Annotated in this window: 16 protein-coding genes; 4 read left to right on the forward strand and 12 right to left on the reverse strand. The window is 39.6% G+C overall.

Going from position 1 to position 14507, the window contains the following annotated elements; translation table 11 throughout:
* A complete protein-coding gene (locus tag HUE98_RS16315; RefSeq protein ID WP_241421650.1) occupies positions 1-936 on the reverse strand; it encodes a D-alanine--D-alanine ligase family protein in 936 nt (311 codons plus the stop codon).
* A gap of 822 nt (positions 937-1758) precedes the next feature.
* Here HUE98_RS16315 and HUE98_RS16320 point away from each other — a divergent pair.
* Positions 1759-2604 (forward strand): GNAT family N-acetyltransferase, encoded by an 846-nt coding sequence (locus tag HUE98_RS16320; RefSeq protein ID WP_241421651.1) that lies wholly within the window; start codon positions 1759-1761, stop codon positions 2602-2604.
* Between the two features lie 253 nt (positions 2605-2857).
* Positions 2858-3025, forward strand: a complete 168-nt coding sequence (locus tag HUE98_RS16325) for a hypothetical protein (RefSeq protein WP_241421652.1) — start codon at positions 2858-2860, stop codon at positions 3023-3025.
* A 574-nt stretch (positions 3026-3599) separates the two neighbouring features.
* On the opposite strand, the gene ltrA is transcribed toward HUE98_RS16325, so the two are convergent.
* Complete coding sequence (gene ltrA, locus HUE98_RS16330) at positions 3600-4928, reverse strand: group II intron reverse transcriptase/maturase (RefSeq protein ID WP_318036507.1); 1329 nt, start codon at positions 4926-4928, stop codon at positions 3600-3602.
* Between the two features lie 993 nt (positions 4929-5921).
* Between ltrA and HUE98_RS16335 the strand changes: the two genes are divergently transcribed.
* Positions 5922-6284, forward strand: a complete 363-nt coding sequence (locus HUE98_RS16335) for a nucleotidyltransferase family protein (RefSeq protein ID WP_241421654.1) — start codon at positions 5922-5924, stop codon at positions 6282-6284.
* Positions 6284-6766: a ribonuclease toxin HepT-like protein gene (locus tag HUE98_RS16340; protein WP_241421655.1), complete on the forward strand. Its 483-nt coding sequence runs from the start codon at positions 6284-6286 to the stop codon at positions 6764-6766. The genes HUE98_RS16335 and HUE98_RS16340 overlap by 1 nt, the downstream gene beginning before the upstream one ends.
* Before the next feature lie 94 nt (positions 6767-6860).
* Here the strand turns inward: HUE98_RS16340 and HUE98_RS18210 are convergent, their stop codons facing one another.
* From HUE98_RS18210 to HUE98_RS16390, 10 genes are all read right to left on the reverse strand, one after another.
* Positions 6861-6977 (reverse strand): type II toxin-antitoxin system RelE/ParE family toxin, encoded by a 117-nt coding sequence (locus HUE98_RS18210; RefSeq protein WP_277623738.1) that lies wholly within the window; start codon positions 6975-6977, stop codon positions 6861-6863.
* 67 nt (positions 6978-7044) lie between these two features.
* On the reverse strand, positions 7045-8160 hold the full coding sequence (gene dprA / locus HUE98_RS16350) for a DNA-processing protein DprA (RefSeq protein ID WP_241421656.1): 1116 nt from the start codon (positions 8158-8160) through the stop codon (positions 7045-7047).
* A 12-nt stretch (positions 8161-8172) separates the two neighbouring features.
* The gene (locus HUE98_RS16355) at positions 8173-9720 is read right to left on the reverse strand and encodes a YifB family Mg chelatase-like AAA ATPase (protein WP_241421657.1); all 1548 of its coding nucleotides are present in this window, start codon (positions 9718-9720) and stop codon (positions 8173-8175) included.
* A gap of 18 nt (positions 9721-9738) precedes the next feature.
* The gene (locus HUE98_RS16360; protein WP_241421658.1) at positions 9739-10284 is read right to left on the reverse strand and encodes a transposase; all 546 of its coding nucleotides are present in this window, start codon (positions 10282-10284) and stop codon (positions 9739-9741) included.
* A 726-nt stretch (positions 10285-11010) separates the two neighbouring features.
* Positions 11011-11286 carry a PIN domain-containing protein gene (locus tag HUE98_RS16365; RefSeq protein WP_241421659.1) on the reverse strand — a complete coding sequence of 92 codons (276 nt, stop codon included), beginning with the start codon at positions 11284-11286 and terminating at the stop codon, positions 11011-11013.
* Entirely contained in the window at positions 11261-11521 is a 261-nt protein-coding gene (locus tag HUE98_RS16370; protein WP_241421660.1) for a hypothetical protein, read from the reverse strand. Before HUE98_RS16370 ends, HUE98_RS16365 begins: the two co-directional genes overlap by 26 nt.
* A gap of 445 nt (positions 11522-11966) precedes the next feature.
* Entirely contained in the window at positions 11967-12734 is a 768-nt protein-coding gene (locus tag HUE98_RS17720; RefSeq protein WP_277623688.1) for a YecA family protein, read from the reverse strand.
* A gap of 238 nt (positions 12735-12972) precedes the next feature.
* Complete coding sequence (locus HUE98_RS16380; protein WP_241423594.1) at positions 12973-13629, reverse strand: YdcF family protein; 657 nt, start codon at positions 13627-13629, stop codon at positions 12973-12975.
* 167 nt (positions 13630-13796) lie between these two features.
* Positions 13797-14081, reverse strand: coding sequence for a helix-turn-helix transcriptional regulator (locus HUE98_RS16385; protein ID WP_241421661.1), 285 nt, complete (start codon positions 14079-14081; stop codon positions 13797-13799).
* Positions 14074-14439, reverse strand: coding sequence for a type II toxin-antitoxin system RelE/ParE family toxin (locus tag HUE98_RS16390; protein WP_241421662.1), 366 nt, complete (start codon positions 14437-14439; stop codon positions 14074-14076). Before HUE98_RS16390 ends, HUE98_RS16385 begins: the two co-directional genes overlap by 8 nt.
* Positions 14440-14507 lie beyond the last annotated feature (68 nt).

Below are 14507 nucleotides of genomic sequence, written 5' to 3' on the forward strand. Positions count from 1 at the left end.
CTATAACTCGTTGCTAACAATTGTTTCGATCAAATCATTAAAGGATATTCCATACTTTTCGGCCGAAAGAGGATAAAAACTGCTTGGCTTTAGTCCCGGTACTGCGTTAATTTCTAAAAAATACAGCAGCCCGGTTTGTTCCTCAATTATATAGTCAACCCGAGCATAATTTTTCGCATTTATAATATTGAAAACTTTCAGCGAAGTTTCATCTGTTTCTTCCTGCAGCCTGGCAGATAGGTTCGCATCCTTCATAACAAAACTTTGATTAAACAAAAGAATATCATTTTGCTCTCCGGGCAGAATTTCCGCTGATAATGCAGGCAGAGCAGTAGGCTTTTTTTGAATTTCCAAGATGGAAATAGTGATAAATTTACCCTTTATAAAGCGTTCGATAATAATTTTGTCATCAAAGGCAAAAGTAGCTGCTATTTTCTCATAATCCTTTTCTGACTCGATATATTCAATGCCAAAACTTCCCCCTTGGCCCACTGCTTTTGCCACAACGGGAAAGGGCATAACCTTTTTTATTTTTTTTAGAATCTCTTCCTTGGGCACTTCAAAATACTGTTCCTTATGTATGCAAATAAATTCCGGTGTTCGGATACCATGCTTAGCACAGACTTCTTTACACATAAATTTGTCATTGATAATAGCAGCTGCAGCAGCTTTGGAACCAGTGTAAGGCAGCTTTAGATGTTCACAAATGGATTGTAATTTTCCATCCCCATGATGTTTGCCCTGGACGGCAATAAACACCAGCTTCGGTTTTTGCGCTGCTAAAACTCTCTCTGTGTTTTCGTCAAATTCCAACATGCATACCTCGTGCCCGGTTTCTTCAAGGGATCGGGCAATATAACCGGCGTTGATTGTGGAAATAGCTTTTTCACTGGAAGCGCCCCCATGCACAACAATGATATTCAGTTTGGTTTTCATTTAATGTCGGCTCCCCATCATGATTGAACCATTACTTTTTTTGTTAATGGTTAAAAAATATCTTCTATTGTTAAATGTATCTGGCATAGCAGCTGTAACGGTGTGCCAGCTTGTACACTTACATCACTTTTAATTCATTAATAATAACATAATCATGCAAAAAGCACAATTCATAACATTGGATCCGTTACAACTCTCTAGTATTACTCCTAGTTGAGCCATTCTACAGTATTCTTTTATCAATAGAAGGACTCATTTGGGCATTGCAGTTTACCTTTTGCAAGAGCCTAAAGTTTCCGGGCAGCATGGAAGGTATAGAAGAGTCAGTTTGATATCCGCAAGGTTGGCTTGATGCTGGCTTTGCGGGTTTTTTTTATTTAATTTTTTCTATCATAATCCACATCTATTTTCTTGGAATTTCAAGGAATATTGTGTTTTTTTGTAGAAAAGATTAAGATAATAATTATTTAACAAAGGGGATGGACAAGCATATGGTGGAAAGGTGCTGTATATGCAATAAAGAGGTTAATAGATGGCTGGAGTCAAGTGATGGTTCTAAATTTTGCTCAGAAGAGTTTTTAAGGATACATGGCCTAAGTGTAATTGTGGTAAACCTATAGATAGTTGGTATAGAAAGTGAAAAAGGAAAAAAGTATTGTTCCGATAATTGTCGAAAACAAGATTTGCCTAGATATTGTATATGTCACACCCCAATTTGTAGCAGGAGCTGCCGCCTTAGGTATAGCATACAAGGGAATAAAAAAGCTATTTTCATAAAGTATGATAAATAATTAAACTATAGTTGAGAGAGGAACATTACATATGGATAACTATCGAATTCGAACTGCACAGTTAAGTCATATGGACTTTCTCATCAGACAAGCTCACAATGAGGGTTGGAACCCAGGATTGTCTGATGGTGAAGCCTTTTACAGAGCAGACCCTGGGGGCTTCTTTATTGGTGAACTATCTGGAAAAGCTATTGCTTGTATCTCTGCTGTTCGTTATGGTGATTTTGGTTTTATCGGCCTCTATATTGTAAAGGAGGAGTACAGGGGAAAGGGATATGGTATCTTACTCTGGAGACATGCAATGGAGTACTTAAAGGGCTGTAAAATTGGATTGGACGGTGTTGTTGATAGGCAGGATGACTATAAGAAGTGGGGGTTTGTCTTAGCGCACCGGAATATGCGTTTTGCTGCTCCTGCCACAGTATTTCCCGTACCAAAAGAAAATCCCGGTGTGATTTCCATCAATGATGTGGAGTTTTCTTCTCTAGTAGCCTATGATAGACTTCATTTTCCAGAAGATCGTACAGATTTTTTATACGCCTGGCTAAATATGCCTTCAGCCCGTTCTTTAGCCTATGTTGATAATGGTCAAATCCAGGGTTTGGCAACTATCAGAGAATGTTATGAAGGATACAAAGTAGGACCTCTCTTTGCTTCTGAACCTGAAATTGCTCACATACTTCTGTCAAAGCTGGCCTGCTTTGCTGATGGAAAAATCCTTTATCTGGATATTCCTGCAGATAATGTAAAAGCTCAAGAATTAACAGCTAGCTATGATATGAAGTTTGTCTTTGAAACAGCCCGTATGTATCGGGGAAATTCAGCACCCATCAATCAAGATAGTATTTATGGCATCACTACCTTTGAATTAGGCTAGATACAGAGTATAGAGTCAGAAACGATAGCTGGATACTACCATCTATTTAATGATGTACGATCTTCTCCATGTTCTTCTAGTTCGCCTGTAAGAGATGTACTGTGTTTCTATACTCTAGACTATCAACAAGGATTTTTCTTTCTCAGACTTATCACTCCAACTATGATGTTGTATTTCATCAAAGCTTCTGAGATTAGAGAAGTTACGGTTTGTTCTTTCATTGTAAACAATTTCTTTAAAAAGGGGAGATCTTATGCCAATTATTGATTCACATACCCATGTTGATGAGTCCAATATTTATGGTTGGATGGATCCACCAGAACAATTAATAGAGCTGATGGATGAAGCAGGGATCGAGAGTGCAGTCATTATGACCTATGCAGATGTTCCAGGACTGGATATGGATGCCATAAATTTTTAGACTTGACAGCAATACCACCTAACTGTAATCTAAAACTATTTTTCAACTCAAAGGCAATATTATTTTCACCGAATTCTCCAATTGACGCAAATTTTATTTCCCTATCTATTCGTTCTTTCACAGTTCCCGATGTCTTTGTCTGTAGAGCTTTTAGTTTAGCAATATATTCTACTGTATCACTTTCCTCTTTAAGAAATACCGGTTTATCCAACTTATCAAATAACCCCATATTAACCCCCTTCCTTGTTAAGCCACTACATCTTCATTCATATACCACTCCTTCTCACCTTCTATCAACCGCTTCTACACAGTAATTAAGATTAAGTTGTGGGGCGAGACCCTGTGTCCTAATTTGCTATACTAGGACAATTTGTCAGACTTATTGAAAAGCAGTCCTCTTGAGAACATAACAAGAGGACTGCTTTTTTGCTAAAACACTTTAGCGTTTTGAAGTTGTGGGGTCGAGTAGATGCGGGCCTCTCGAGCCTTAGGAGTGCCCTATGATTCAATTGGCCACGCACCCCTCACAGAACCGTGCTTGCGCTACTAACGCACACGGCTCTTCCTATCACCTTTATAGAATATAGCTAATGTGACACCCCAGGTTGTAAATGTCCACCCCAATTTTCGCTCTTGGTAGTGGATAGAGGTTACAGAACAGTTGAAACTTATCCCAGTTAAAACTCTTGCGGTGACTGCGCCTGTTCAACCATTTGAATACGAGCTTCTTTACTTTGTCATAGAACCTATCAACCATAGTGCCATTGTCAGTAATTGCATAGTAGTTGTAATATCCTTTTAGTTTGCGCCCCAATTTTCCAATTAGCTCCTCAGCCGGTAGGTGCCGGTTTGCCTTTAGCCAGTCGTTGACTCTGAGGAGGCTTGCTTTGTATTTCTTTCGACTAGTTCTACGTTTAACCCGAAACTTACCCTTTTGGCTCTTGCCGCAATAATGCGTGAAACCCAGAAAATCAAAGGTATCAGGTTTATTCCTGCCTCTTGCCTGGCAGAACTGTGCAGCGTATCTACCAAAGTTAATAATTTTAGTTTTATCTTCGGCAATTTCCAGTTTAAACTTGGCAAGTCTTACTATGAGTGCCTGATAAAACATTTTGGCTTCATGCTCGTGTTGGAAGCAGCAGACAAAATCATCAGCATATCGCACCATGTATACTTGTCCACGGCATTTCTTCCGTATAACCTTTTCAAACCATATATCTAGAACGTAGTGTAGATAAATATTACAGAGTACTGGAGAAGCTACTCCGCCCTGAGGTGCTCCAGCTGGCGTATCATATTTTATACCGGCTTCTATTACCCCGGATTTTAGCATACGGCTTATGAGCCTGAGTATATTAGGGTCAGTGATACGGTGCTGTAAGAATTCCATCAGCCATTGGTGGTCAACACGGTCAAAATATTCTTTTATGTCTGCATCTACTATATAATTGATTTGTTTCCTTTCGATGTAGTGATTAAGTATCTTTAGTGCATCGTGACAACCACGGTTGGGCCTAAATCCAAAGGAGCCGTCCAGGAAGTCTGCTTCGTATATGGCATTTAGTATCTTGGCAAGGGCCTTCTGAACAAGCTTGTCTTCATAGGCAGGTAAGCCCAGTGGACGTTTCTTGTTGGTCTCTGCCTTATCAATGTATACCCTCTTGACGGGTAACGGGCGATAGCTGTGGGTTTTAAGCCGGTTGACTAGGTCTTTAATATTTGCGTAAAGATTTGATTCGTATTCATCCTTAGTTACCTGGTCTACACCAGATGCTCTGTCACCACTCAATTCAGAATGGCAGAGCAGAAGCATCTCCTCGTTGATATGGTGGTAGAGCGAGGTAAATTTCTCGTCAGGTCTCATCTTAGCTACTTCTGTTATTCTAGCAAGTTTTGTTTCCATTTTATACCTACCCCTGTGTGTAGTAAATGTGTCCCTTGAAAGAGCAATGATAGGTTACCGCCTTCCCTCCACGGGCATTACCCCGCTTCCTTGGTACTATGCAGTAATCCGAATTCCCGCTCGCCTTTTGGCTTTCTTACTTTTTATCGCTTGTCGGCCATACTCCCTTTGTGCGTGGAAGAGCAGGCGGGACCTCCCGAGTTGCCGCATCATAACATTGTGTAACGTGCCAAGGGCTTCGACCCCGAGGAAGTCATGTTCGTCTAGCCTATAACGTCGAACATGATGTTGCTTTCTGTGCAGTCCAACACATCAGCCTTCCTATTTTGGGATTTCGGGGCTCAATCTCCATTCAGCTCTCTGGCTTTCGGCCCGCTACCTTGTTTGCCTACGCTTAAATGTAAATGTTACCATTTACACTCCAAGACTAACTACCAGTGGTCGGCTCAACCTTACTGGATGGGATTCGCACCCACTATATGACGCGCCATTTCTCGGACGCACGGACTGACCCCGAGAGGGAGATTCTGGAAGCTTGCCGGGGCATGGGCCGGCAAGCTCCCGGGCACTGATTTTCACCTCCTTACCTTGACGATATGTCTCCAATGGAATTTGAGCAGCACTACTATAACAATATGCGGTTAACTGCAGCTTGATATAGATGGCATTAAAAGAGTGAACAATTTTGAGAATGGCAGATAAAATGAACGCTTCTTAGTGTCCGGCTGACCCCTAACATTCCAAAGCGCTTTTGAAGATTTTGGTTGTACAAAAGGATCTTAAGAGCGAACGCTCTTGTAATTATTACCATTGCAAAGTATAATTATCATATATAATGTTAGATTTTTTTCTCTTTGGTTCCTTTACAAAATGTTTGGAAAATTAATTTTGATTTAATCATTTTAAATAGTGTTTAACTCGTTTTGATTTAGTAAAAATAATCAAATAATATACAAAAAAACAATTAGAATTCAATTTGAAAGGAATTTAGTTATGTCTACACCTGATGAAATGAAAAAATATGTCACAGGCTGGAAAAAAAGAAAAAGAGAAAAGGATGCTCGTTTAGAAAAAAAACAAAAAGATGCCCTGAAAAAAGCTTCCCAGGTTGCTGACATGTTAAAAAATAAATATGGAGTAGAAATGGTGATACTTTTCGGGTCAACAGCCACAGGTAATTTTTGGCATTATTCTGATATTGATATTGCTGTTTTAGGATTGGACGAAAGTAAATACCTAGATATTATTTGGGAAGCATCCGGTTTGGCATTCCCTTTTTCCATAGATATTGTTCCTATAGAAAAGGTTTCTGAGCTTCTACATCAAAAAATTCAAAGGGAAGGAATGGAAATATAATGAAACGAAGGCTGGCTGTTCTTCGGGATGAAATTGACGAAGAGTTAAGACAAATTTATCATCTCAGAAACGAATTAAAACAAATAAGTAACGAAAAAATGTTAAAAAGTATAAATTTAAAAACACGGGTATATGCTTCTATTATTTCCGACTTTTTTATGGCCTCAGAAAGAATATTCAAGTTAATTGCAAAAGAAATAGACGAAGAGCTTCCGGAATCAGATGACTGGCACAAGAAATTATTAAGGCAAATGTCAGTAGAAATCCCTGAAATAAGACCAGCTGTTATTGATAAAAAGTTATATTTTCTGCTGGAAGAATATTTGAAGTTCAGGCACCTGGTAAGAAACATTTATGGTTTCCAGTTGAATTATGAACGCTTTGCTCATTTGATAATAGATATTGACACTGCTGTTTCCGAAATGGTTAAACAGATCAACAGTTTTTTAATAAAAATGGATGAGATAGCAAAAAAAATATAAACAGGGGTAATATGGATAGCTACTAAACCTTCAGCTGTTTAGTATCTTTTGGAAGATATTATCCAGAAAAAAGTAGAGCGGAGCTAATTTGAGGTTACAACAAATGTTCCCAGTCCCGCCTGCTATATAGAATGCGAATAACCATAACAATTTCATCTTTTTCAGATATCATGTAAAACACGATATAGTTTTCCACAATCAGCCTGCGAATCCCCTGGGCGGCAAGACGTTATAGCCATATTATTAGTAAACCCCGCTTACACCTTTTGTGCAGTAATTTACCTACTCTTCCGAATCATCCCCCCTGGGAGCCTTTCTATCTTTTCTTCCAACTCCATAAGAGATATGGTTTCTAGAAAAGAAAGCCGGTCACTAAAGAGTAGGCTTAATTTTTCGATTTGCTGCGGTTTTTCGGCGATAAGTTCTGATATCTTCTTCTCTATGGGGGAAAGTGTTTCTTGAACTTCAAGATTTCTTTTTACATTTTTCTTTACATGGTTTGACTCCCTTTTATTTTCTGCTGCTGCAAAGCCCTTATCCTGGTTCATAAGAAGCTGTCTTTCCTTGAGATAGATCTCTGCCCCTTTGGCAATAAGCAAATTCGTTCCTCTACCCTCCGGGCTGTAAATGTTATTGGGTACCGCCAGCACCTGCTTTCCCTGTTCAGATGCCAGTTTGGCCGTTATCAAAGAACCGCTTTTTTCCCCGGCTTCAACTACCAGCACGTTAAATGCCCAGGCACTCATTAGATAATTTCGAACGGGAAAATGGTTAGCTTTTGCCGACGTGTTGGGAGGAAATTGTGATATCACCGCTCCATTATTAATAACAGCCTCCCGGAGCTCCCTGTGTTCCTTAGGGTAACATATATCTACACCACTGGCCACAAAGGCCAGTGTGTAACCCTCATTTTTTATACAGGAGGTGTGGGCATAACTGTCAATGCCTTTGGCCAAACCGCTTATTACCGGTATACCCTCTTTTGCTAAAAACCCTGCCGCCTCCCGGGTAACGGTTTTCCCATAATTAGTACACCGCCTGGCCCCTACTATGCATACCCCCATACTGTTTTCTTTAATATTGCCCAAATAATATAAGACAAGCGGAGAGCGGGGAAGAGTTTTTGCCAATTCAGGATAAAGAGGATCATGACAGGTTAAAATCTTTATCTTCAACTTTTCTGCTTTCTCCAAAATTCCTTCTGCCTTTTCAAGGGACTTTGAATTTAATATGGATTCTGCCGTAGCCGCTCCTACCCCCGGCACAGACTTAAGCTCTGCTTTGTCAGCATGGAATACAGCTTCAGGGCATTCAAATGCTTCCAGCAGTTTTTTTTGTAAAACCGGCCCCACACCTTTTATTTGGCTGAGCCATATCAAATATTTATCCATCATTTTCCCCTCCCTTTACACCACCAGGAGATCCATCTGTTCCCTATCCAAATCTCTGGCCATTAATGCCGTGGCAATGTCTCTTTTTCGAATTTTTTGGGCTCCCTCCATATCAGCAAAGGTGCGGGCAACTTTCAAAAATTTATGATAAGACCTGGCACTATAGCTGTATCTTTTATAAGCCTTTTTAAGAAGCAGTAAACCCTCTTCTTCCATTTCACAGTATTCTTTAATCATAGAAGGACTCATTTGAGCATTGCAGTTTACCTTAGGGATAGACTTAAACCTTTTATTTTGTATATCCCGGGCAAATTCCACTCTTTCCTTTAACTCGGCGGAGGATCTCCCGGGGACATGAGAAGAAAGTTCCATAATGTTAACGGGAGAAACATTCTTTTGTATATCCATGCGGTCCTGCATAGGCCCGGAAATTCTCTGCCTATACTTTAGCACTTCATAATCCGTACACCGGCACCGGTCCTGCCCATAATAACCACAGGGACAGGGGTTCATGGCAGATATAAGCATAAAATTGCAGGGGTATGTATTGGTAAACTTAACTCTGGAGATGGTTACCTGACGGTCCTCCATGGGCTGCCTTAGAGCATCTAAAGTACTCTTTTTAAATTCAGCCACCTCATCTAAGAATAAAACTCCGTTGTGGGCTAATGAGATTTCTCCGGGAATTGCGTTATTGCCTCCCCCTATGAGCGAATTTGTGGAGGCGTTGTGATGAGGAGAGCGAAAAGGCCTTTGTTTAATGAGAGATCCTAAATCCTTTAAAAGACCGGACACACTGTATATTTTTGTAACCTCCAGGGCTTCATCCTCAGTCATATTGGGCAGTATGGTGGGAATCCTTTTAGCAATCATAGATTTTCCGCAACCCGGCGCCCCGATCATCATCATATTGTGCCCTCCGGCGGCAGCCACTACGATGAACTCCACCAAAGCGTCCTGTCCCTGCACTTCCCTAAAATCCATGGTATTGATAGCAGTTTCCTTTCCTTTACTTATAAGAGGATTTTTTAGATTACTTAAGCTTTCCCCCTTTAGAAACTCTGCCACTTCCTGCAGGGCAGTAAAGGAAAATATGTTAATATCCTTTATAAAAGCCGCTTCGGCCACATTAGCCCGGGGCACTACAAGGTTTTGAATGCCTGCCTCTTTTGCAGCTATAGCCATAGGCAGCACCCCTGAACAGGGTCTTATATTTCCATTCAGAGAAAGTTCTCCAATAAATCCAAAACAGCTTATATCAAAATCATCCTTAACAATTATCTGCTCCGATTGAAACAGTAACCCCACAGCCATAGCCAGATCAAAATGTGACCCGCTTTTTTTCATATCCCCGGGAGCTAAATTTATTACAACTTTCATCTTTGGAAACTGGTATTTCCCATAATGCAGCGACGCCTGTAGCCGTTCACTGGCTTCTTTTACCGCTGTATCCCCCAGGCCCACCACGGAAATAGAGGGTTTACCGTGGATAATATCGGTTTCCACCTCCACCAGATAACCATCAACGCCGGTAATGGAAAAACTATTTACTACTGTAGCCAAGCTTTTTTCTCCTCCCCCTTAAATTCTTTCAACATACTTTTGATAATTTTTTCGAGAATGTCCACGAAAATAACCCAATACTTTTTGTGTGGTAACTATCTTTTTGCTGATAGCACAATCAGACTCAGATAAGTAAACTTTATAACTGCTCCAGGGATACTCTATTGGTGTTTCCACCATGTTAGCCATGACAGGATTCATATGGATATACCTGCTGGTAGATAGAAACTGGGGATCCTCTTCAATTATTTCCGAACGGTATCTTCCTTGAAAAAGATGGCCTACAAAACTATACTTTTTATTGAAATACAACACATACAGCATGTTAATCTTCTTCATTATTTCTGAAATATTTATATCTATTGTTTCTAACTGCAGGTGTACATGGTTGGTCATCAAGCAGTAGCCGTGCAGCAAATAAGGAAAATACTCCATGGTTTCCTGAAGCTTCGTCAGGTATACCTGCCGGTCCTCATCATCTCTATATATCTCATGCCTGTGGTTGCCGCGGCACATAATATGATAGACAGCCCCGGGATACCATACTCGATTCTTACGAGACACCTCTACCCAAGCCTCCTTCCTTTTGGACAGGCCCTTTTTAGGAGATTATACCACTTTATGGGTAAATAGTCAAACATTTGTTCGACAATACAGGAAAAATAAAAAACCAATCTACATACATGATTGGCTTTACCGCAATAATTTTATTAAAAGTCAAGTTATATCAATGCATTCTTTTTGCATGAGCCGGAATCTCCCGGGCAGCCCCCTTTTGGTAGTTCCTGGATGTTGTCGTCGGGCAAAAGCAGAAACTACCAGAGCAATTTCTGTAATAGGACAATCCTTCTCCAAATATTTTTAACTAGGGGGGAAAGTTGTGGGGCGAGACCCTGTGTCCTAATTTGCTATACTTAGGACAATTTGCCGGACTTATTGAAAAGCAGTTCTCTTGAGAACATAACAAGAGGACTGCTTTTTTGCAAAAATACTTTTGTGCTTTAAAGTTGTGGGGGACTGTCCCAGAGAGGGAGATTCTGGAAGCTTGCCAGGGGCAAGGGCCGGAAGCTCCCGGGCACTTTTTTAGGAATCTCCTTTTGGATGAACTGGAAGACCGTTAGGATTGTTCCGGTTCTGACCGAGCAAATGGATTCCAAATATGCAAACTATGATCAATTAAATGATTAAAATCTTCAACATTTCTAGTAATCAAAACAGCTGAACATAAAACTGCTGTAGCAGCAACAATAGCATCCGGTAACTTGAGTTTGCGTTGATAATTTTTTCTACTTATTGAACGAAGTTCAGCAGCTTTAAGGCAACCTTAGAATCAACATCAATTATTTCTCCAAGATTTAAAATAGCTCTTATTTTAGCTTTTTGCTCTTTCGTTAGCTCATGAAATGAAAATAATTCTGCCTCAACTATTGTTGAATAAAAAACTTCCACACTATCGCCTTCCAATTTTTCCATTACTTCAACTATTTTTTCATAACCTTTAAGTGTATATATGACAATATTAGTATCGACCACAAACTTGTTATATGGAAGTTCTTGGTCGGTCATCTTCTTCCTCCCTAATCCGCAACATCTCATCTACTAAATTGTCATGTTCCTTCAATATACCTGCGGCTGCCCTAACAACACCTTTTGGTTTCACTCGTTTCGTCCTCTTGATAGTTATTTTATTTTTATCATGAGTAATTTCCACCCAATCACCTGGCTTAATTTTAGCAATCTTTAACAATCGGCCAATCACTATTCTGCCATTTTTCCCTACTCTTTTTTTCATTGGCAACATAAATAATACCTCCAAATAAAAAACTATCTACCTAAGTATATCATGGAAAAACAATTATATAAAAGACCTTTAGTCATATAAGATAAAATATGTTTTAGGGCATTTAACCTAGTTTAAAGTAACATAATTATATTACCGGACTGATTAAAAAACCCTCTTGAAAAGTTCTCAAGAGGGTTACTTTTTTATAAAAACACTTTAGCGCTTTAAAGTTATGGGGGGGGCCAGTCCCCGAGAGGGAGACTCTGGAAATTGCCGGGGGCAAGGGCCGGAATCTCCCGGGCAACTCTCCTTCCTTTTGGACAGGCCCTTTTTAGGAGATTATACCACTTTATGGGTGAATAGTCAAACATTTGTTCGGTAAAAAAGTAAAAAATCTTTAGAGCCACGTTTCACAGTTGAAACTGTTCTCTCAGATAAAAGTTTATAAGCTTACAATGCTTTGTTAACCTTTATTCTCTTTTCCCAAACAGCATTTTTTATATTTCTTCCCACTGCCGCAGGGGCATGGATCATTTCTGCCAACCTTCTTAGAAGCTCCGCCGGGGATACTGCGAAGTTTAGGTCTGTCCATTGTATCTGCATGGAAATCAGGAAACCCACCCTTTGGAAGTGGTCTAAGATGTGGTTTTTCCATCTTGCTAAAGATCTCGTTTGGGGTATGACCATTATTTTCCCAGAGTCTGGTATTATTAGCTAAATCCATGAGCAGCTCCATGACTTCCGACACCTGCTGTTCATTCTTGAAGTTCACTTTCTGTAGATTAAAAATCTCGAAGACATTATTGATGGAGAAAGCAAATTGACATACTCCATGAAAATTGTCGGTTAAAACCTCTGCCTGATATTCGTCACCGTGGAACAAATTTTTGGCAGCATATTCCACGAGTGCATAGTATTCCTTCGGCTTCTCGGAGTAATACTCATCTACGTACTTTAGCAGCGCATCCTGCTCTGGAATATAGTGAGGTTTCCCCCTGCGCTGCTCTAATTCCTCGTCAAAGTTGTCATATTCCAGGATCGATTCATGCACAAAGTAATCTCCATGAGTTTCAACGAAACCCTCATTGACACCATTTTCAAAGATCTCGTTAATGGCATCACAATCAATTTCTTCATCGTTTTGCATATTGTAAATCTCTACCACCTTGTCCTTATGAACTAAACCATACAGGTGAGTGAGAGAAATTGCATAATCTAACAGTTTTCTCATTGAGCAGCTCCTTTCTACTACTGACCGTCAATAACAACCGTGTCAGTTCATCTGTCGGCGCATCCCAGGCCATGCAGCACAACCTCTTCCTTCTTGAATTGTTAGATTTCTTTTTTGCTTTTCATTTTTTGCTCAAACCTTGCTTTTTCAGATTAGCGGGTGACTGGCCTCGAGAGGGATATTATTAAATTTTCCGGAAAGTAAGAGCCGGAATCTCCGGGCATCTAAAGATTTTCTTTTACTCTAACAAAAACTGCTCCCTCAGGTAAAAGTTTATAAGCTTCAAGTATTCCAGTATAACTGCCTTGGCGTCTTCTCTGTTTCTCCACCACTTTTCAGGATTAAATGTATCATATTCACTGGGGCTTGAAATAACCGTAATATCTCTATCCAATGCTCCCAGAGCTTTCTCAAATATTTTCTTCGACCTTACGGAATGAGATTTGGAAGTAACTAAAATCAAGGAATTGATTTCTTCTCTCTCTTTCAAATAATTCCTTAGACAGATAGCCTCGTCCTGGGTGCTAAAGGCACCGTATTCTAGTATAATGATATGATTCTCCGGTACTCCCAATTCTACCGCTGCCATTTTACTCAAATCTGCCCTTCCGAGGACATCCACACCCCTTCCCAAGAGATCATCATAACTCCTCATATTCTCCCGGACCATAACAATATCCTCCCCAAAACCCTCCAGGAAGATATCTGCTCCCTGTAAAACTCTGTCGGGAATGCTGCCCATAAGAATCACGATAATATCACTTTCTGCCAGGTCATCCTCTGCCAAAATATAAGATCCTGCCCTTGGCAGTAGGATAATTAAGATTAAAAAGAGTAAAACAGCCAGAACGGCTGCTGTAATTTTTATGTTCCTTCTATTCATTAAATGATTCATTTTCAAAAATCAATCCTTCTATTAAACAGGTATCCTTTTTTGTTCTATCATTGAAACAATTGATGCTTTAAGTTTTTATTTCTACTTTTCACAAAAATACTTTAGAGCTTTAAAGTTGTGGGGGACTGGAAGTCCAGGGGGCTTATAATTCCGACCCGAGCACTGATTTATTTAATTTCAACGTGTACCTCTTTACCAAGGCTTTTTGCAATTTTGATCAAAAAATCTAAAGATGGATTATATGAGCCGCTTTCAAATCTTGAAATATTTGATTTCTGCGTTCCCACTCGTAAAGCCAATTCTTCTTGAGTTATATTTTGTGCATTTCTGGCTTCGATAATCTGTGATATAACCTCGTAACGTGGTTTTAGCTTCTCATATTCAGCTTTAAATTCTTCATCTTTCATCAGCTGCTCTTTAATCTCATTAAATTTTATACCTGCTTTATTCATCAATACACCTTCTTTCATAATCAGCTTTGTATTTTCTTGCTCTTTCCAGTTCTCGTTCAGGTATTTTACTGCTTTTCTTCACAAATCCATGTAGCAGTACGAATGTATTTTGTTCAAATAAAAAATAAAATATACGGCATATATCTGACGAAAACCTTATACGAAGCTCGTAAATTCCTTTGTATTTACTCCCTTTTACTGGTTTTACATAAGGCTCTCTAAGAGCAGGACCATGTTTTTTTAATAGTTCAATCTCACTATATGCTTTCGCTCTCATCTTAGGGTGAAGAGATAATAGAAAATCCATTACCGGAACATCTCTATTTTCTTTTTGATAAAATTCTACATCATAGTCCACTCACATGCCTCCTATTATAATATATACAGCTTTGATACTTTTATGTTATCATATAAGATAACTTTTTG

The sequence above is a fragment of the Candidatus Contubernalis alkalaceticus genome (assembly GCF_022558445.1).
In the GTDB taxonomy this organism is placed as follows: domain Bacteria; phylum Bacillota; class Dethiobacteria; order SKNC01; family SKNC01; genus Contubernalis; species Contubernalis alkaliaceticus.

What these genes read in the sequence shown, in the direction of transcription:
- HUE98_RS16315 (WP_241421650.1), bottom strand. Translation starts at nt 936, where the DNA reads ATGAAAACCAAACTGAATATCATTGTTGTGCATGGGGGCGCTTCCAGT.
- HUE98_RS16320 (WP_241421651.1), top strand. Translation starts at nt 1,759, where the DNA reads ATGGATAACTATCGAATTCGAACTGCACAGTTAAGTCATATGGACTTT.
- HUE98_RS16325 (WP_241421652.1), top strand. Translation starts at nt 2,858, where the DNA reads ATGCCAATTATTGATTCACATACCCATGTTGATGAGTCCAATATTTAT.
- ltrA (WP_318036507.1), bottom strand. Translation starts at nt 4,928, where the DNA reads ATGGAAACAAAACTTGCTAGAATAACAGAAGTAGCTAAGATGAGACCT.
- HUE98_RS16335 (WP_241421654.1), top strand. Translation starts at nt 5,922, where the DNA reads ATGTCTACACCTGATGAAATGAAAAAATATGTCACAGGCTGGAAAAAA.
- HUE98_RS16340 (WP_241421655.1), top strand. Translation starts at nt 6,284, where the DNA reads ATGAAACGAAGGCTGGCTGTTCTTCGGGATGAAATTGACGAAGAGTTA.
- dprA (WP_241421656.1), bottom strand. Translation starts at nt 8,160, where the DNA reads ATGATGGATAAATATTTGATATGGCTCAGCCAAATAAAAGGTGTGGGG.
- HUE98_RS16365 (WP_241421659.1), bottom strand. Translation starts at nt 11,286, where the DNA reads ATGACCGACCAAGAACTTCCATATAACAAGTTTGTGGTCGATACTAAT.
- HUE98_RS16370 (WP_241421660.1), bottom strand. Translation starts at nt 11,521, where the DNA reads ATGTTGCCAATGAAAAAAAGAGTAGGGAAAAATGGCAGAATAGTGATT.
- HUE98_RS17720 (WP_277623688.1), bottom strand. Translation starts at nt 12,734, where the DNA reads ATGAGAAAACTGTTAGATTATGCAATTTCTCTCACTCACCTGTATGGT.
- HUE98_RS16380 (WP_241423594.1), bottom strand. Translation starts at nt 13,629, where the DNA reads ATGAATCATTTAATGAATAGAAGGAACATAAAAATTACAGCAGCCGTT.
- HUE98_RS16385 (WP_241421661.1), bottom strand. Translation starts at nt 14,081, where the DNA reads ATGAATAAAGCAGGTATAAAATTTAATGAGATTAAAGAGCAGCTGATG.